13 protein-coding genes and 1 pseudogene are annotated in these 17,922 nt (G+C 64.9%); 8 read left to right on the top strand and 6 right to left on the bottom strand.

What is annotated here, in order from left to right; all coding sequences use genetic code 11:
- Positions 1–224: 224 nt before the first annotated feature.
- From lanKC to ACH34R_RS41690, 5 genes are all read left to right on the top strand, one after another.
- On the top strand, positions 225–2,795 hold the full coding sequence (lanKC, locus tag ACH34R_RS41710; protein WP_397567147.1) for a class III lanthionine synthetase LanKC: 2,571 nt from the start codon (positions 225–227) through the stop codon (positions 2,793–2,795).
- Between the two features lie 193 nt (positions 2,796–2,988).
- Positions 2,989–5,457, top strand: coding sequence for an ABC transporter permease (locus tag ACH34R_RS41705; RefSeq protein WP_397567146.1), 2,469 nt, complete (start codon positions 2,989–2,991; stop codon positions 5,455–5,457).
- 9 nt (positions 5,458–5,466) lie between these two features.
- Complete coding sequence (locus ACH34R_RS41700) at positions 5,467–7,266, top strand: ABC transporter ATP-binding protein (protein ID WP_397567150.1); 1,800 nt, start codon at positions 5,467–5,469, stop codon at positions 7,264–7,266.
- Positions 7,263–8,009: an ABC transporter ATP-binding protein gene (locus ACH34R_RS41695; protein WP_397567145.1), complete on the top strand. Its 747-nt coding sequence runs from the start codon at positions 7,263–7,265 to the stop codon at positions 8,007–8,009. The genes ACH34R_RS41700 and ACH34R_RS41695 overlap by 4 nt, the downstream gene beginning before the upstream one ends.
- A gap of 1,077 nt (positions 8,010–9,086) precedes the next feature.
- The gene (locus ACH34R_RS41690; protein WP_397567144.1) at positions 9,087–9,848 is read left to right on the top strand and encodes a BTAD domain-containing putative transcriptional regulator; all 762 of its coding nucleotides are present in this window, start codon (positions 9,087–9,089) and stop codon (positions 9,846–9,848) included.
- An 805-nt stretch (positions 9,849–10,653) separates the two neighbouring features.
- Here ACH34R_RS41690 and ACH34R_RS41685 read toward each other — a convergent pair.
- Positions 10,654–11,370 carry a formylglycine-generating enzyme family protein gene (locus ACH34R_RS41685; protein ID WP_397567143.1) on the bottom strand — a complete coding sequence of 239 codons (717 nt, stop codon included), beginning with the start codon at positions 11,368–11,370 and terminating at the stop codon, positions 10,654–10,656.
- Positions 11,371–11,518: 148 nt separating this feature from the next.
- Here ACH34R_RS41685 and ACH34R_RS41680 point away from each other — a divergent pair, with 148 nt between their 5' ends.
- Complete coding sequence (locus ACH34R_RS41680) at positions 11,519–11,908, top strand: transposase (protein WP_397567142.1); 390 nt, start codon at positions 11,519–11,521, stop codon at positions 11,906–11,908.
- 693 nt (positions 11,909–12,601) lie between these two features.
- Here ACH34R_RS41680 and ACH34R_RS41675 read toward each other — a convergent pair.
- The 4 genes and pseudogenes from ACH34R_RS41675 to ACH34R_RS41660 form a co-directional block, all read right to left on the bottom strand.
- Positions 12,602–13,351, bottom strand: coding sequence for a hypothetical protein (locus ACH34R_RS41675; RefSeq protein WP_397567141.1), 750 nt, complete (start codon positions 13,349–13,351; stop codon positions 12,602–12,604).
- A 4-nt stretch (positions 13,352–13,355) separates the two neighbouring features.
- A complete protein-coding gene (locus ACH34R_RS41670; protein WP_397567140.1) occupies positions 13,356–13,532 on the bottom strand; it encodes a helix-turn-helix transcriptional regulator in 177 nt (58 codons plus the stop codon).
- A gap of 34 nt (positions 13,533–13,566) precedes the next feature.
- Positions 13,567–14,250: pseudogene (locus ACH34R_RS41665) on the bottom strand (DUF3987 domain-containing protein); the annotation flags it as partial.
- Positions 14,251–14,364: 114 nt separating this feature from the next.
- Positions 14,365–14,547 carry a hypothetical protein gene (locus ACH34R_RS41660; protein WP_397567139.1) on the bottom strand — a complete coding sequence of 61 codons (183 nt, stop codon included), beginning with the start codon at positions 14,545–14,547 and terminating at the stop codon, positions 14,365–14,367.
- 384 nt (positions 14,548–14,931) lie between these two features.
- Between ACH34R_RS41660 and ACH34R_RS41655 the strand changes: the two genes are divergently transcribed.
- A complete protein-coding gene (locus ACH34R_RS41655; RefSeq protein ID WP_397567138.1) occupies positions 14,932–15,360 on the top strand; it encodes a hypothetical protein in 429 nt (142 codons plus the stop codon).
- 133 nt (positions 15,361–15,493) lie between these two features.
- On the opposite strand, the gene ACH34R_RS41650 is transcribed toward ACH34R_RS41655, so the two are convergent.
- Positions 15,494–16,405: a DUF4429 domain-containing protein gene (locus ACH34R_RS41650; protein ID WP_397567137.1), complete on the bottom strand. Its 912-nt coding sequence runs from the start codon at positions 16,403–16,405 to the stop codon at positions 15,494–15,496.
- Between the two features lie 530 nt (positions 16,406–16,935).
- On the opposite strand from ACH34R_RS41650, the gene ACH34R_RS41645 reads away from it, so the two are divergent.
- Entirely contained in the window at positions 16,936–17,886 is a 951-nt protein-coding gene (locus ACH34R_RS41645; protein WP_397567136.1) for a putative sugar O-methyltransferase, read from the top strand.
- Positions 17,887–17,922: the final 36 nt, after the last annotated feature.

The following is a 17,922-nucleotide window of genomic DNA, read 5'->3' as shown; positions in this document are numbered from 1 at the left end:
ACCGCGGGCCTGTGGAACCCGCCCACCCGGCGCGACAGCCGGGCATCCACGCTGACCGCAGCGGGGCAATCGACCTCCAGCCGAATCCCTCAGCCGGCCAGCTCAAGGTCGAGAAAGATCGAGGCTAAAGGGCCTGTGGAAGGTAGGGAAGAGATGAGGAAGCATTTAGGAAGCGCTTTTTGTAAGATTCATAATGCGCTGGCGGGGCGCCGTAGGGAGGTCAGGTGGATCGGAGATACGAGCTCTACTGCAAGATTGACCCTCATTTCTATGACCGGGCCGAGAGGGTGGGCTCCGATATTTTCCCCGTCCTCCGTGACGAGTTGATGCCGGCAGGCTGGCGGTGTAGTATCCGGCCTGGCTGGATTCACTACCATCCTCCCGGCGTGCGCCTGCCCCGGCAGGGCTGGAAAATACATGTATCGGCCTCGAAGGCTAACGTGGAGCGTGTTCTTCTCCGGGTGTTACGCTACTGCTTTAGCCGGGGAATCGCTCTCAAAGCGGTTCCCGGTCCTGTGGAATGGCGTAATCGGAACGACAAGTACGCGGATCGAGCCGGCAGTGGGAAGCTTGTTACGATCTATCCGTCCGACGAGGAACAATTCGCCGTCGTCCTTGAAGGGCTTGGGTCGTTGTTGACTGGCGAGGAGGGGCCGTACATCTTGAGCGACGTACGCTGGGGAGACGGCCCACTGTACGTCCGCTACGGAGCCTTCCAGGACCGCCGTACCCATGATGGAGCCCTGGCCATTGAGGATCCGTCGGGAAACCTGGTTCCCGATCCGCGCGGTCCTGTCTTTGCCCCGCCGGAGTGGGCGCCCGTCCCGGCTATTCTAAAACCGGCGATCCAACTGCGCGATCGCACCCGGCTCGATGCTTTCCCTTACGACATCGAGCGCGCGCTGCACTTCTCGAACGGCGGCGGCGTCTACTACGGTCGGGTACGCGGCACCGGGCGCGAGGTAGTGGTCAAAGAAGGGCGGCGCCATGCCGGCGTCGACAAAGCGGGACGCGACGCGGTGGACCGCCTGCGCCGGGAGCATGACATCCTCCAGCGTCTGGACGGCCTTCCGGCCGTACCCGGGCTAATCGATTACGTCGCCGTGGATCCTCATGAATTCCTGGTAGAGGAGTTCGTCGTCGGCGAGACCCTGTGGGCGGCCTGCACCCGGCGCAATCCGCTGATCAGGGCCGGTGAGCCGGAGCCGCATGAGCTCGCCGAATATGCACGCTGGGCGAAGGGCACCTGGCGACGCGTCGCCGACGCCGTCCACGCCATGCACGAACGGGGCGTGGTCTTCGGTGACCTTCACCTCTTCAACGTGTTCGTTCGCGACGAAGAGATCCGCATCATCGACTTCGAAGGCGGATGGTTCCTTGAGGAGGGGGGCAGGCAGGTGATCGCGAATCCCGGGTTTGCCGCTCCGGCCGGCACCGTCGGCGTAGCCGTCGATGAGTACGCGCTCGCTAACCTGAAGCTCGCCCTCTTCGCTCCGCTGACCTCGCTGGCGCTGGTCGATAAGGATAAACCGCGCCATCTTGCCGGAATCATCTCGCGTACGTTCGGCGTCGAATGCTCGTGGTTCTCCGGAGGTGACGCTGCAAGATCATCCCCGGCGGACCCCATCGAATCGCTCACGCAGGCGATCATGGCGAGTGCCACTCTGGACAGAGTCGATCGGCTGTTCCCGGGTGACATCAACCAGTTTTTGGCACCGGGCGGTGGAGTGGGATTCGCGCATGGCGCAGCAGGCGTTTTGTGGGCGCTGCGGCAGGCACGACGCGAACCGTTTCCCGAAGGTGAGCGCTGGCTGATGGACCGGGTGCGTGCGGAAGGGGAGAGTCTGACCTCGGGATTCTACGACGGGCGGCACGGCATCGCCTACGCGCTGTGGGACCTGGGACGCCACGACGAAGCCATCGGCCTCGTACGGAGTCTGGCCCGGGAGTTCGACGAGCACATGCCTGATCATGGCCTGCTCGCTGGTCTGTCCGGCGTCGGTCTGAACTGGCTGCACTTCGGCCGGGAGTGTGGGGAGGACGCCTTCACCGACCTTGGAATCAGGGCGGCCGAGTCGGTGATCCGGTTGCTGGGCGGAGTTGACTCGGCGCCGGAGATCAGCGGTGGCGAGCATGGGCAGGCCGGACTCATGCACGGCTCGTCGGGAAAGGCGCTGCTCCTCACGGCAGCGTATGAGGCCACGGGTGACCTCCGTTTCCTCGACGCTGCCGAGGTGGCCCTTCGCCAGGACTTACGGCGTTGTGTCGTGATGGACGACGGCGGGCTCCAGGTCAACGAGGGCAGCAGGGGCATGCCCTACCTTGCCGGTGGCAGCGTCGGCATCGGCCTCGCGATTCAGCGCTACCTGAGCTATCGGCAGGCTCCCGATCTGCGATCACAGCTCGAACGCATCGGCCGCGCGGCGAGTTCCTCGTTCTATCTCTTCCCTGGTCTCTTCAACGGCATGGCGGGCCAGATCCTTCTCAACGCGACGTTGGGAGACACAGCCGCTGTCGCCCGGCAGGTACGCGGCCTCGACTGGCACGCGGTGACCTGGAGAGACCACATGGCCTTTCCCGGCGACCAGCTACTCCGACTTTCTATGGATCTTGCGACAGGGAACGGTGGCGTACTCCTCGCCCTCACAGCGGCCAAAGGCGAGTTCGAGGCCGGCCTGCCGTTTCTGACCCCAGGCTTCTCGGGCGCCCAGTTCGAGGAGAAACGAACCGGCGATGTGCGAAAGGAGGTGGACACCGATGTCGATTTTCGACCTTCAGGGCTTGGGCGGGGCTGATGACGTGGTGGGCGTGCTACACAGCAACACCAGCGTCTGGTGCTGCAACCCGTCACCGGAACACAGCAGCAACTCCATTACCTGCTGGGATGACGGCACCTGTTAAGCGCTGACCGAAGGAGAGGTGCTTGCCCCGAACCGACCTCGGGGCAAGCACCTCGTATCCAATTATGATCCCGGAGACGCTGGAACGATGGTGTGGTTGGCACGGCGGACCTTGCAATGGCACATGGGTACGGCGATCGGTAGCATCGCCGCACTCGTGGTGGCTGCCACCTTATTGAGCTCCTTTATAGTCATGCTCGACTCCGTCGGTCGGCAGTCACCACCGGTCGAGCGTTATGGCGCCGTCTCACTGGTAGTGCACGCGCGAGACCGGGGAGCGATCGCGCCGGAAACGGCCGAGCGCGTTTCCGCGGTCAAGGGGGTCGTCCGCGCCGTTGAGGAACTGAGTTTCCCGGTGAGCGTCCAAGGCACCGATGGCGCGTCCGCCGTCCCTCCCGGGGACGAGAAACCCTATGTCTGGGGGCATGGCTGGTCGAGTTCGTCCGTGACACCCTTCACTGTCCGGGATGGCCGGGCTCCCGTCGGCGCCGGCGAGGTGGCCATGGACGCCAGGCTCGCCACCTTCGCGAAGCTGTCGGTTGGCGACACCGCTCGGCTCACCGTGAACAGTGTGGCGCGGTCATACACGATCGTGGGCATCGTCCAAGCTGGCAGACCTGTGCGACATCAGTCGGCCGTCTTCTGGAGCGATGAGCAGGCCGCGGCGCTGGCAGATCAGGGCAGGCGTGTGGATGCGGTGGCGGTGGTGGCCGAGCGAGGGATCGCGGTGGACGTACTCGCCCGTGAGGTCGCGAAGGCAGCTCCCGGGCTGCGGGTGTCAGTCGGTCGCTCGCTCGCCTTCGCGGATGGCAATCTGTTCAATGACGCGACCGTGACGCAGGCAATGTGGTTCACCGTCGTACTGATCGGCATGATCGCTGTCGGAGTGGCAGGTGGCGCGATGGGCTTGGCCGTACGGCGTCGCCACCGGGAAATCGCCGTCCTCCGCGCGCTGGGGATGACTCCGCGAGGGGTACGGGGGATGCTGCTCGCCGAAGGGTTGGTGCTGGCGCTTCTAGCCGCCGCTCCCGGCATCCCGCTCGGCGTGCTTCTCGCATCGCTGATCAGCGATCGGCTGTACGGTTTTTTCACATTCAGTGCCTCCTTCGAGGTCGTCGTCACCCCTTGGGGAGTGGCGGGGGCGTTGGCGGTTCTCATCTTCACGGCGGAGACAGCGGCGCTGCTCGCCGTGCGCGCAGCACTGCGGATCCGCGCGGGGGATGCCCTGTCCGAGGCGGTGAACGCCGAGCGGTCGCTTGGCCGCGTGCGTCGGTCCGTCGGGATCGCCTGCCTGGGCCTGGCGGTGCCGCTGACGGCGGCCTGGGCGCTCGGCCTGTTGCCGGAGGCGGCAGGTCTGCTGGGGACGATGGGTACGCTTGCCCTGCTCGTCGTCGGTGCCGGTGCGCTCGGCCCCTGGGCGGTGGTGGTGTTCGCACGGTTGCCAGGGGGCCTGGTGGGCCGATTGTGGAAGGTCGGCGGATTCCTCGCCAAGGCCAACGTCGCCTTCGGCCATCGCCGGTTCGCCGGCGTTATGGGGCCGCTTGCCCTGGGAATGACCCTCGCCGTCTCCGGTGTCGGACAGCAGGCGTACTTCGACTGGAAGTCCGCGTCTGACGCGGCGGCGCTCGCCTCAGTCGACTATGTTATCGATCCTGCCTACCAAGGCATGCGGCTCTCCCGCGACCTGCATTTGGGGCTCCGGCGGATACCCGGGGTCGAGGAGGTCGTCGGGGTCCGCGCAATACCCGATGTCACGGTAGGCCAGTCCGGAGTCACTAGTACGACTCCTGTCGCCATGGTCGCGGGCAACCCGGCGGAGGTCTTTCCCCTCGCAGTGGTCAAGGGATCCTGGTCGGCATGGGATGAGCAGGGTGTCGCGCTGTCCGCATCGCTGGCTGCGCGGCTGGGTACCGACGTCGGGGAGAGCATCGACGTTCGGGTACCCGGGGAACAGCAGAAGCCGTACCGGGTATCGGCCATTTATGAGACTTCGTCGACGGGTGCGCCTGTCTTCGTCCCCACTTCGCCTCGTTCCGCCGACCGCCTCTACCTGCGGACCTCAACGCAGGCCACTCTGGCGGCCGTGCGTTCGACGGCACACCGGATTTCGGTGGACGGCCTCGCACTGGAGGTCCGCACGCGGCAGGAGTCAGTGGATCACCAGACGGTCGAGAACGCTGACAGAAATCGGACCATGATCTACGTGCTGGGCCTGGTCGCAGCCTTCTGCTTGCTTGCCTCGATCAACGGGCTGGGCGTTGGCATGCTGGATCGGCGTGCGGAGTTCGATGGCATGCGCATGCTGGGTGTGTCGCGCCGTCAGGTCTACCGGATGATCGGCTGGGAGGTCGCTCTGACCATCGCGCCCATCGTCATGCTGGCCACCGCGCTTGCGACGTGGGGCATAGTCCTGTTCGCCGTACAGACCCCAGACGCCCTGCCGCTGTTGTCGAGCTTCGTACCATGGGGCTGGATCATGTTCCTCGGTGGGGGCGCATTCGTGCTGAGCGCCGTCGGTGCGCTTGTGGCGGCGCGGACCGTACTCAAGGACGCGTGACCGCAGGTGATGGCGTATGAGAGTTTCGGAAGATTCTTACGACTTTTCGCAGGACGGATCACTGTTCTTGTCCTGTTGATTTGCGGTAACTCCATTCTTGGGCTCCTCCCCATTCTGATCGGCCGCTGGTTCATCGACGACGGCATCGTCCCCCGGAACGAGGAACGCATCTGGCTGCTAGGCGGCATGCTCGCTCTCACGGCCCTCGCGCTCGCCCTGATCGCCCTGCTCCAGAACTGGTATGCCGTCCGCCTGGGCGAGGACATGGTCCTCCGCCTGCGTGAAGATCTCTTCGCCCACCTGCGCGATCAGGCCATCGGCTTTTTCCAGGCTGCCAGGGGAGGCGCGATCGTCTCCCGGCTGCACGGCGATGTGGTGAGCGTTCAGCGGGTCGTCACTTCGACCATTCCGTCTGTGGTGGGAGCGGTCGCCACGATGGTGACCGCGGGCGTGCTGCTGGTCAGTCTCGAATGGCGGCTGGCGTTGGCGACCATGATGCTCGTGCCATTCATGTACGCGATCACAGCGTGGTTCTCACGTTCCCTGAAAGCGGTGAACCGTCGCCAGATGGCGGCGTACGCCACCATGGACGCCCGGATCGCGGAACGTTTCAGCGCCCCAGGTGCCGAGCTCGTGACGCTGTACGGCGACGCCTACCGCGACCTGAAGGCGTTCAAGGAGGACGCTGGAGAGGTTCGGGACCACGCGGTCCACCAAGGCATGCTGGGCGGGGCGTTGTCCGGCTTCCTGGCTCTCACTTTGGGGGTGACCAGTGCCGCTGCCTATATAGCATCCGGGCTGGGCGTGGCCTCCGGTGCCTTGACTCTAGGGGCGATGGTCGCCCTCGTCACGCTGCTGGCTCGGCTGTACAGTCCGATCGTCACGCTGGCCGGAATCCGTGTGGAACTCGTGGCTGGCCTGGTCAGTTTCGACCGTGTGCGGGAAGTGATGAGATTTCCGCCCGCCGTGACGGATGCCGACAGCGTCGGGCGACACCCGGGCCAGGCAGAGCACGGGATCGTTTTCTCTGATGTGGTCTTCGAGTATCCGGCTGGCGGGACCCTGGCCCCCGTGTCCCTGTCGGGAGAGCGGCCAGATGCCGAAGTGGCACGTGGGCGGGTGCTGGACGGGCTCTCCCTCAGCATTGCGCCGGGAGAGATGGTCGGGGTGGTCGGCCTGTCGGGAGGGGGCAAGTCCACGCTCGCCAGGCTCCTCGTCCGCCTCTGGGACGTCACTTCCGGGCAGATATTGATCAATGGACGGCCTATCACAGACATCTCGCTAGAGAGTTTACGGCGCGAGATCGGCGTACTCGGCCAGGAGCCCTTTCTGCTTAACGACACCATGCGTGCGAACCTCCTGCTGGCCAAGCCGGAGGCGAGTGAGGAGGAACTGGAGGCAGCCTGCCGGGAAGCTTGTATCTGGGACACGATCGAGTCCTCGCCTGACCGGCTCGACACTATGGTGGGTAACGGCGGACTGCAACTATCCGGGGGCGAACGGCAGCGCCTTGCCATCGCACGGCTGCTGTTGAAATCGCCATCCATCGTGGTCTTGGACGAAGCCACTTCACACCTGGACAGTTCGACAGAACGCGCCTTGCTGGACACCCTTCGCCCATTTTTGAAAGCCCGGACCTGTCTCATCATCACGCACCGGCTCTCCGCGGCACGAGAGGCGGACACCATCGTCGTCCTCGATGGCGGCCGCGTCGTCGAGCAGGGTACGCACGATCAGCTGAGCCGAGTCGGTGGCCGTTACACGCGATTCCTCCGGGAAAACCGAGCACTTACGGAGCAGCAAGAATGACGCAGCAGGAACAGGCGGCTGAGGTCCTCCGGTTGGTGGACGTGCGCAAGGTGTATGGCTTCGGCCACACTGCGGTCACCGCGCTGGACGGGATATCGATGAGCTTTGCCCAGGGCTCGTTCACAGCGATCATGGGACCGTCCGGGTCGGGCAAGTCCACGTTGCTTCAGTGCGCGGCGGGGTTGACGAAGGCGACCTCCGGCGGGGTATGGCTGGGCGGGCTTCCCATCGACGGCTTGGATGAGAAACGCCTGGCGGAGCTGCGCCGCGACCGGATCGGTTTCGTTTTCCAGTCATTCAATTTACTGCCGGCCCTGACGGTAAGGGAGAATGTGACACTGCCTTTTCGGCTGGGGCACAGGAAGCCGAATGATTCGGCGGTGGACCAACTACTACGCTTCACCGGAATCGCGGACCACGCACACCGGAGACCGAACGAGCTGTCCGGTGGCCAGCAGCAGCGCGTGGCCATCTGCCGAGCGCTGGCCCACCAGCCGGAATGTGTATTCGCTGATGAGCCCACCGGAAACCTTGACCTTGCCTCGAGCAATGAGATCCTTCATCTACTGCGCGGTGTGGTCCGGGATCTGGGGCATACCGTGTTCATGGTCACGCATGATCCTGTTGCCGCGTCCTACGCTGACTCGGTGGTCTTTCTGGCCGACGGCCGTATTGTGGACATCGCGCATGGGCTGTCGGCAGACAAGATCGCTGGCCGATTGGCCCAGTTCGGCCGTCGCTGAGCGTTGTCCCTGAAGCAAGGACCACGTGCGGCATGCCTGCGCTAGCATAAGATGGCGCGGGAACCGGGGCACTTGGTGACCTTGGAGACGGTATCGGGAGGCTTGGTGCCGTAGGCGGCCTCGAACACGGCGACCGCTGTCGGCGCGTGGTGCTGGCTTTCTGTGTTTCAGATCTCGGTCAGGGCCTTCTTCGCGCCCGGATGGCGGACTTTAACGAGCATCTTTGTGCTCTGGTTTGCGGAAATACTCTGCCAGTGCTGGTCAGAAGCCGAGTGCGCCGTCCCGGCCCCGCGAGCGCCGGGGCTTGCATGCCACGCCGGGCGCAATCGCGTAGCAGATCTGCCTTTGATTTGGCCGATTTGCAGTAGCCGTCGATCGGGGCGACGAGTTCCTCACGGGCGTCGGCGCGTACCCCGATCAGCACTCGCAGATAGAGCTTGTGCTCCGGATATCGACGTCGATACCACCGGCCTACAGAGGACCTGGTCGACGCCGACAGGCCGGGGCTGGAGCCGAGAATCCGGCCCAGGGCGGGCACGAGGTCGCCGGTGGACGGGCCGTGCCGATGGGGCTGTGGCAGCACTATCGGTGATGGCCGGGCTCTTGCGGCACACGGGCAGAATCGCCGAGGAGAAGCGCCGACGTTCGTGGGTGGCGTCGTCGATGCGCTGGTCGTTGAGGCGTGGGGCACAGACCTTGATCGCGCCCGCACAGGTCGGTGTGGTCCGCCGTCAGTGTTGGCTGTTGTGGACAGCCAGGCGGCCAGCGCGTTCGTCTGGCAGCGCATCTGTGCCGAGTTTGACCGTCTCGCCATCGCCGCGTTCACCAGGCCCGCTGGCACCTCCGCCCAGATCGTGGAAGTGACCAAGCCGCAATGCGACGTCTTAGCCAGCTGGGCATCCCCACCCCGAAGCAGATCACCGAAGCCCTCCTCGCTAAAGGCGCCTGACCAGGCACAACATCGTGGCCTAGGCGAGCCTCTTCGGACGGTCGTCCCCTGACCGTCTAGTCAGGCTTACCGTTACAGATTCTTAAATTAAGATGATCATGCTCGACCATGCAGGAGGGAGTAGGAGCTTGACTGCTGTCCGTTACGGTATTTTGGGCCCGGTCGCGCTCTGGCGCGATAACCGCGAGGTTCACCCCGCCAAGCAACGAAGCCGGATCGTTCTCGCCCGACTGCTGCTGGGGCATGGGAACTGGGTGCGCATGGAGACACTCATTGACTCTCTCTATCTTGACCGCACGCCGGCTAGGAGTGCTCGGACTCAGGTGCAGAAGGCCATCATGGAGCTACGCGCCCTGGGCGCTCGGGTGGAGTATAGAGAGGGCGGGTATCGCGTGCCCACCAGTCGGCTGACGCTAGACAGCCTAGAATTCATGTCCCTTGTCGAGCTGGCCAGAAAAGGCCCGGCCAACGAGTCCGCAACCTTGGCGAAAAGAGCGTTGAGGCTCGTCAGGGGGCCGATTTTGGACGGAATGGAGGGAGGTGAATTCCGGCTGGTTAGGCTGGAACTACAGGAGAGGCATGCATTCGCGCTCGAGACCTTCTGTGATGCGGAAATCGAACTAGGGCAATACTCCGACGCCATCATCGAGCTCAGCCGATTTCTCGTCGAGCAACCCTATCGCGAGCATCTGGTTGGTAAGCTGATGTTCGCTCTTCATCTTGCTGGCCGCAGTGGCGAGGCGCTCACGGCTTTCTCTGATCTACGCGATAAACTTGCCGAATTGGGTGCCCTGCCCGCCCCCGAGCTACGCCAACTCAATGAGCGCATTCTGAGGCACGATCCATGCATAACGCCTAATTTCCTCGAAAACTTGCGCCTCCCTTCATAGTCAACAACACTCCTTCCAGTGCTCATAGTGAGGAGATGTATCCAATTCGGAGCCGTTATTGGCGTAGCCAGGAAATTATGTCTCGTCCTCAAAGCTATATGCACCACCACCTACAAACAGCGAATCGCCCTCAGGGTGTTGCAAGAAGTTGGATCCGCTATACGTCGGAAATATGATCTGCTGTCGCCCCTTCCGTCAGTGACGTACCAGACGCCCGCTATGCATTCATCGAACATCCATAGCCTGCAACCTTGCCGCAAGAAGCTTCACCCCGCCGACGTGCCGCTGGGTGGCCGATGGTAACCTCGGCCAGCTGATGTTCCATCGCCGCTTACGCGTGACTATGACGTTCTGCTCGCCTGATCCGAAACCATGATTCAGCTTGCCGTGATCGATTTTATAAGCCGCCGCCCCATCCGCGAGTCACCCCAACCTGGCGAAACTCATAAAATGACGACCTGACGGAACTCAAAGGATCAAATTTGCCGAGGCCGCCGCTCACCAGCGTGGCGAGTATCGCCCGGACCAGCCCCGGGGCGCCGAGGATCCAGTTGCCGAACCGGCGGATTACGTGGGTGATGTGGGGGTGGGCCGCCAGGAGAACAGGTTGTGCCGGTTACGGGTTGCGAGTTCAGACACCAGATGGTCGTCAGCAGCACCAAATGCACATGGGTGGGGCCCAGTAAGGTAGGAACCTCGGGCTGTCGTCGGGATTCAACGCCATGGCATATCCTTCTGCCAGCCTCACAAGTGGGCGTTCATGCCAGCAAGTGCGGCGGCCGGGGGAACGGCGGCGCTGCGCTGTTCATGCCGGTTCGGCGGGTGCCGCGAGGCGGAAGTCGACGCCGATCGCCGCCAGGTCCCGCTCGTAGCCGCCGTGCCGGCGGGCGCAACGGGCCAGGTCCCGGTCGTGGCGGAAGGCGCCGCCCCGGGTGATGTGCGGGTCGAACGCCCTGCCCTCCGTGGTCGGCACGTCGGCGGGAGCGCCCGGGTAAGGGGCGTACAGGGTGGAGGTCCATTCGTCGGCGTTGCCCGACATGTCCAGCACGCCGAACGGGCCGGCGCCCCCGGGGAACGAACCGACCGGTGTGGTGGTGCCGATGCCCAGGTCCACCAGATTGGCCAGACCGGTCCGGTCGTCATCACCCCGGGCGGCGCGCTCCCACTCGCCCTCCGTGGGCAGGCGCACGTCGAGGCCGCCGAGCCGCTCCCCCAGCCAGTGGCAATAGTCCACCGCCTCCTGCCAGGTGACACCGATCACCGGATGGTCCGTCGGCGCCTGTTGCGCCGGCCTGCCGGTGGCGTGCGCGAAGAGCGTCCACTGGCCGACGGTGACCAGGGTGCGGGCGATGCGGAACGCCGGAACGTGGATCTCGGGGCGCGGGGACTCTTTGCGGTACCACTCCACCGGCACCCCGGTGGCCGCGTAGCGGTGCGCGACCGCCTCTATCTCTTCGGCGGGTATGCCCCGCAGTAGCACTCCGGCCGGGATCTCGACCCAGTCCACCTGTTCCACGCGCATGATGCCTCTTCCGCCGTTCGATCGAAGAGGCATCATGCTCCCGCCGATGCCCCGGGCGCTCATCAGGCGCCGGACCGAGGTCGGCAGCGTTCTTGGTCCTAGGCCGTCATCGCTGACGTCGTCCGGCGCCATGAGCTGATGCCCTCCCATGAGGGCGGGTGGCCGCCCGCATGAAGATGATCGCCGGGTACTCGATGGCATCGTATGGAAGGTCCGTACCGGGGTGGCCTGGCGTGAGGTGCCGTCCCGATACGGATCACGGCAGAGCCTGTACACCCGGGCCAACACGGCGCCTGGCGAGGCCTTTCAGGAGCATCATCCAGGCTGGAGGGAGGGCATTGCAGCTATCGGCGCGACCAGCAGGGCGTCAGGGGTCGTGGTGCGCTGGATCTTATGCTTTTGGTTGTGCGAGGCGGGCAGAGGCATCCTGTGGCCGGTGTTTGTGGAGTGCTTTAACCTTGTGAGCCCCCTTTGGCCACCTCAAGGCGCGTCTGAACGGTCAGGGAACCGCGCGGAGATGAGGGAGTGGAGGACGTAGATTTGCTGGGTGCCTCGCAGGGGGCACCGCTGATCTTCCTTTGGAAACGCGTGCTGGCCTGCGGAGACGCAGGCCGATCGCGTTTCTGGGGTGTGCGGCCGGGTGCCACCCTGAGCAGCCGAGTGCCTTGATCGCGTACCACTGACGTACCGATCTCCAAGGGCCTGGCGGCGCGCGTAACGCGGAGAGGGGCCAGCAGTCTGGCTGGCCCCCCTCCGCTCGTCTACTTGGTGTCACATGGCTTCGCCGTCGTCGCAGCCGTCCGGTCCGGCCGAATCGCCGAGAGCGCCGTCGATCAGGCCCCGCCAGACGTGGTCTTGCCCGTCGATGACTTGGCGTAGATCTTCAGCAGGACTTCGACACTGTGCCCGGCCCACTGGGCGACCTGGGTTGCGGGGCTTCCGGCGTTGAGCCGCATGGAGATTCCTGCATGCCGAAGGTCGTAAGGCCGCTTGGCGAGCTGCTGTGAGGGCGAACGCGCGGGCGAGCTTCCACATGCGGACGTAGCCGTTGTCGGTCCACTCACTTCCTACGGTGGGTGCTGAGCCTCCCAGTGTCAGCCGTCCCCACCCTGCGGCCGGAAGATCGCAGTCTTCCTCGCGCAATGCCGTGACTTCATGGGACGCATCATGGCGTAGTACATGCAGGCGAAGAAGGCCACGAGTCGTTCTCCGAGTCGCTATCCGGCGTAGCTCACGGCAGTGAGCAGATCCCGGACCTGAGCGGGTGACGCGACCACGGACGGGTCGATTTCCTCGCATACCTCGGCTTCCGGCGCTTTCCAGTCGAGTTCTGCGCTGATCGGGTTTTGGTGAGCCGTTTCTTGGCGACCGCGTAGCGCAGGACGTTGTAGAGCACCCTTCGGCGGAGGCTGTAGTAGCCGGCGGCGGGAGTGTCGTCGAGCTTGGTCGCGCACGCTTCCAGTGCCGTTGTGATGTGGTCGTACTCGGCCAGTTCTGCGACAGGGATCGATGCTTTGGCGATCCATTCCAGGGCCTCGGCGATCTCTTTCGGCTTGTCCGCGTCTCGGTTTCGCTTGTTGAAGGCCCAGCGGTAGAGGGCGCTACGCAGCACCTCGGGTTGAGGGGCGCCGCGTCGGTCTTTGACCAGGACCGGGGTCACGGCCACGAGGGTTTCCGCGATGGACACGCGCTGTCTGCCGGAAACCTTGGCCCATCGGACATCGACGTACTCGCAGGCATGCGCATACCACGTCACCGTGTTCTTGGTACGAGTCTTGGACTCGGGCATGCCGGTTTCGGTGTCGAACGCCTCGCCGCCTTGAGCCGCCTTCTTGAGCTCCGACCGAACGCTGTCGGCAAGTTCCCACGTCGCGTAGTGCTCGGTGAAGGCTTTGCTTTCGACCACCCAGCGGACCATGTAAGGGCGGTTGCCCGTCTTCTTGGTGGAGATCTTCCAGATGCGGACGTTGTAACTCTTCATCCGGTCAGCTCGCCATTCGTTCTTCGGCCAGGGAGTCGAGCCAGTCGTCGAAGTCACTGCGCTTGATGCGCAGTTCGCCGTTCGGAAGGCGGTGGCACCGAGGCGCTATGCCGAGGGCACGCCAGTGCTGCCAGGTACGGCGGGCGATGTCGAGTTCACCGAGGACGTCGGGGATGCTCATACACGTGTCGCGTCGATCGAGCGCGCGTCGCATGTCATTGGGTCTCGTCTGCTTCACCTCTGCTCTGCGTGGTGGCGGGTGGACAGCCATGGATGGGTCGTCTAGGCGGGGAAGGACGGCGGCCGGGGCCGGTGCCGGGTGGGGCGGGTTGGCGGTGGATCCAGCCGAGTTGTTCGAGGACTTCGAGGGCGGGTTCCAGTTCGGTGACCTTGCGGAAGCGGCTCCGGGGGAGCGCGGTGAACGCCTCGCGGGCGGTGAACCGTTCCGGACGGGTGCGCTGTAGCCAGGCGTGGACGGTGCGCGCGCCCTCCATGTCGGGGTCGGCGCCCATCGCGTCGAAGGTGGCCAGCGCGTGAGCGGTGAAGTACGCGCCCAACTCCACGGCGGCGGTCATGGTCTCGGCGCTGATTGGACGTCGCCAGCCGTCGTCAACGTGAGTGGCGAGGTGGATCAGGCCCGCCATGCGGGCAACCGCCCCGTCGAACTTGCCCGCCCAGTCGGCGATGTGACCCAGGTCGCCGGACTCGGGTCGCAGCCGCGGTTCGGTACGGTGACGCTGCTCGGCGAACGCCTCGGCGGCCTCGGGTGAGAGCAACAGCCGGGCGGGATCGTCCCACTGGTGCATGCCGATGACGAGCTTTTGCAGATTGTGCTGATAGCGTGCGGCGCCCTGGGGCGGTACAGGGTCGGGGTCGATGCGCCGGTATCCGATGTTGGATTTGGGGCAGGCTGAGCTGCGGGTCGGCGATCAGCCGCCGATAGCCCCGCTTGCCCGCCGCGTGCCACACGGCACCCAGCAATGCCGTGCAGCTGCCGGGGGTGCCGTCGGTGGTCAGGCAGGCGACCGTGGCAGTGTGGCCGTCGTCAGCCGCCAGGAGGCGGGGCAGTCGGCGAACGCCACTCTGGTCAGCGTTCCTTGCCCGGTTTCGACGCCGAGGACGATCTCGGCGTCGGCCGGCAGAACGACGCGCTGATGAATCCAGGCGGCGAAAGCGCGGGCGGCCTGAATCCGCACTTTCCTCCCGCAGGCGCGGGCCTTCTGTTGTGGTCAGCCCGTGGTGGGCAGTATCCAGGTCATGTTGATGCTCTATTGTTGTGGTCGGGACACGCTGTTTTCCGGATGCGCGCCACCGAGGCCTGCGGGTGCGGGCCGGGTGGCGTGCGGGTGCGGGCCGGGTGGCGTGCGACCGGGCAAACAGACCACTCAGAGCCAGCTCAGAACCTGTTCGGAGACTGGCCAGATCTCGGGCTCGGCCCAGAACCCGGCCGCTAAGATACTAAGAACCCGGTCAGATGCCAAAAAGTTCTGAGGAATTCCTAGCGGATTACCGGCATTCTTCTGAGTCGTTTCTGAGGCGTTTCTGAGGCGGCGTGCATTGTCTTCGACCGGAGCACAGTCATGAACATCCACCGCACGAACCGCCACACCGAATCACCCTTGGACACCGCCGAGACCTCGTTCCGCCTGCTCACCACCGGCCCCGGCGGGCTGGTACTGGACCGCGCCCATATTCCCGGCCTGCCATGCGGTCTGGTCGGGCTGCGCGACCTTCGGCTCCTGCTCGCCGGCCGTGAGGTCACCGATGAGACCCGTGATGCGGTGTGGTGGGAGTCGGCCGGCCGCGCCCGCATCCGCGGCTCGGGTTCGGGGTTGGCGTGGACCGCCGCCGCGGTCGCAGAGCGGCCTGGGTGTAGGGACGCCGCAGATAGAGCTGTCGGCGGCGTTGGAGCAGGCGCCGAGCAGAGAGCCGAGCAGAGAGCCGAGCAAAGAGGCGTCCAACCATACCTAGTGCGGCGCGGTCTGGAGCACGGGATTCACTATGCGTGAGTCACGGCGAGATGATTGATCGGGGCGCACCTGCCGGTTGACCCGTCTTTGTGTTCGGGCGGTTGGCGCGTGTGCGCGCCGCAGTGGTGGATGGTGCTCCTTGGCCGAGTGGTTGTCGAGTCTTGATGGAGACTCACAGGCGGTCGAGGAGTTCCGCCTTTTTCGATGTGAACTCCTCGTCAGTGAGCATGCCCTCCTTGTGCAGTCGTCCGAGCTCGCGGATGCGGTCGTAGACGCTTCGGGAGTCGGCGTCGGCATCGGCCACTGCGCCCGGGCCCGCGGTGAGCTGCGCGTTTCCGGTCTGCGTGTTCCTGGCGTGTTCTGCCGTCGCCGCCCACAGGTGCGCCGTGACCGTCGCGGCCATCACCAGTGTCCAGGCGTCCTGCTTGGCACTGTCCTCGGTGAGCAGGCATGTGAAGTCCTTGCTCGGCTTGGCTGAACCGGCGTCAGCGTCCTCCTCCCGCGTCACGATGCGCAGGTAGCCTTCCTCCAGCGACCTCTGCGGGAACCAATCCATGCGGCGGATGTCCGTCAGCGCGTACTCCATCCGGCGTTTCTTGCTCTTGCGGGAGCTCGCGTCATCGGACCACTCCAGCCGGATCGTCTGCCCGTCGAACCTCGCCGCCCCCTCCGATGTCTGGATGTGCAGCGGCACGGGCGGGACGAGTCCGAGTGCGTACTCCTCCGGCGGGCGCCGGCCGTCGCCGACCTGTGCGGCGTCGGCCATGAGCCGCAGCTGGTCGGCGTGGTACTCGGCGACGAGTTCCGTGTCGGGCCCGCCGGTCAGCAGGAACGGCTGCCCCTTCTCGGCGAGCAGCGAGCCGACGGCGGCGTAGGGGTCGGCGCGTTCGCGCAGCCGGAGCTGGAGCCGCCATCCCTTCTTCCCCGCGGAGGCGAACTCCACCGCCGCGACGGCCGGCAGGGGGACCTCACGGCGGGCGAGGACCTTCAGCAGCGCGTGGGCGCGCCACCTGGTGTTGTACTGGATGACGACCTTCTCCTCGTCAAAGTGCCATGTCGCCGTTCTTCCCTGTAACTCGTCCATGCGCCGAAGTCTAGGAGCGTGAGCGCCGAGACGTGAGGGCGCGGCGAGAGGGATCTTGCGCCCCGCCCCGCTCGCGCTCACTGTCGGTGAACCAGCACAGTGCCCCGGCGGTGGCGTTCGGTGCCCGGCAAGGCGGACAGGAACAGCATGGTCTCCCGGCGTACTTCGACGGGTGGCCAGGTATGTGACGCTTCAGCATGTCGATCTTCGGGCCGCGACCTGCTGGGGGAGCCGAGCACTACGCAGGGTGATGAGCAGCTACTGGCAACAGCTCATTGCAGGATTCGCTGGTAAATACAGAAAGAACACTGGTAACATCCGCCGGCTTTCGTCTAAGCTGACCGATGACCTCACCAGCCAGGGGGCAGGATGAGCGAGGCGGCTAAGGGGATTGTGCAAATGCGTTGACGCTGTACAGCCACTCTAATTGGCGATGATTAGTCTCGGCGTGTGAAGTTCGTCGCAGGGTGAGGCGCGCCAGGTGCGCAGCCCGTACTGCGCAGAAAACTTGAGTCTGACTCGGGTCGCCCATGCAGGGACTGCGCCCGCAGCGGCCCTCTCCGCGAGGATCGAAATTGAGCATCAGTAATAGTCAGAGCCAGTTATGGGAGCACATCAATAAGACTAGCATCACCGAGGAGAGCATCGCCGATCTGGGCACTTTCAAGTCTGGTGGGGTGAATTTCAAGTTGGCTCTGTGGGACACAGAGACCAACGGTGTGCGTTACCTGAAGACCGTGGCCTACAACCTCGCGGCGGGGCTGGGCGAGAGCAACTGGCGGCGGCTGCGCCGGATCGGCAACCGCGACGTCGGCGATCCCATCACGGTGACCTGGGACGGCGAGCGGGTATGCGTGGACTACCTGCGGGCCGTGCACGAGCTGGAATTCATCGCCGAGCGGCTGCGGCTCGACGGGGCGAGGGTACTGGAGATCGGCGCGGGCTACGGCCGTACGTGCCACGCGATGCTGTCCAACCACGACCTGGCCGCGTATGTCGTCGTCGACCTGCCGACGTCGCTGGAACTGGCCAGGCGCTACCTGGGGGCGGTGCTCGCGAGGGAGCAATTCGCCAGGGTGGAGTTCGTCGCGGTCGAGGAGGTCGAGAGCAGCCTCACCGGCGCATTCGACGTGTGCCTCAACATCGACTCCTTCGCGGAGATGACCGAGGACGCCGTTCACTACTACCTGTCGCTTGTGGACGAGCGCTGCGAGCACTTCTACGTCAACAACCCTGTCGGGAAATATCTGGACAAGAGCCTCGACGGGCACGCGCAGGGCCAGCACGTGATCTCGCTGGCACTCAGCACCGGGCTGCTGCGCGAGATCATCGACATCCACGACAACCGGCAGGTGCGCGAGCAGTCGCGCAAGTTCGTGGCCGTCTATCGGCCGGGGGAGCGCTGGGCGGCGGTCGCCGATGGGTGGGCGCCGCCGTGGAGCTACTACTGGCAGGCGCTCTACCGCAGGCATCCCGCGTGATCCAGGGGGACGGATCACCATGAATCACGTCAAGCT

Origin of the sequence: Spongiactinospora sp. 9N601 (assembly GCF_044326295.1) — a bacterium.
GTDB classification, from domain to species: Bacteria; Actinomycetota; Actinomycetes; order Streptosporangiales; family Streptosporangiaceae; genus Spongiactinospora; species Spongiactinospora gelatinilytica.
The sequence above is the reverse complement of the archived record's forward strand: the minus strand, read 5'-3'. Positions and strand labels throughout refer to the sequence as shown.

Excerpts from the sequence above, each read along its gene's own strand:
- ACH34R_RS41650 (WP_397567137.1), bottom strand. The coding sequence starts at position 16,405 with ATGGACGAGTTACAGGGAAGAACGGCGACATGGCACTTTGACGAGGAG.
- ACH34R_RS41655 (WP_397567138.1), top strand. The coding sequence starts at position 14,932 with ATGAACATCCACCGCACGAACCGCCACACCGAATCACCCTTGGACACC.
- ACH34R_RS41695 (WP_397567145.1), top strand. The coding sequence starts at position 7,263 with ATGACGCAGCAGGAACAGGCGGCTGAGGTCCTCCGGTTGGTGGACGTG.
- ACH34R_RS41700 (WP_397567150.1), top strand. The coding sequence starts at position 5,467 with ATGGCGTATGAGAGTTTCGGAAGATTCTTACGACTTTTCGCAGGACGG.
- ACH34R_RS41705 (WP_397567146.1), top strand. The coding sequence starts at position 2,989 with ATGGTGTGGTTGGCACGGCGGACCTTGCAATGGCACATGGGTACGGCG.
- ACH34R_RS41680 (WP_397567142.1), top strand. The coding sequence starts at position 11,519 with ATGAGGGCGGGTGGCCGCCCGCATGAAGATGATCGCCGGGTACTCGAT.
- ACH34R_RS41675 (WP_397567141.1), bottom strand. The coding sequence starts at position 13,351 with ATGAAGAGTTACAACGTCCGCATCTGGAAGATCTCCACCAAGAAGACG.
- ACH34R_RS41670 (WP_397567140.1), bottom strand. The coding sequence starts at position 13,532 with ATGAGCATCCCCGACGTCCTCGGTGAACTCGACATCGCCCGCCGTACC.
- ACH34R_RS41645 (WP_397567136.1), top strand. The coding sequence starts at position 16,936 with ATGCAGGGACTGCGCCCGCAGCGGCCCTCTCCGCGAGGATCGAAATTG.
- ACH34R_RS41685 (WP_397567143.1), bottom strand. The coding sequence starts at position 11,370 with ATGCGCGTGGAACAGGTGGACTGGGTCGAGATCCCGGCCGGAGTGCTA.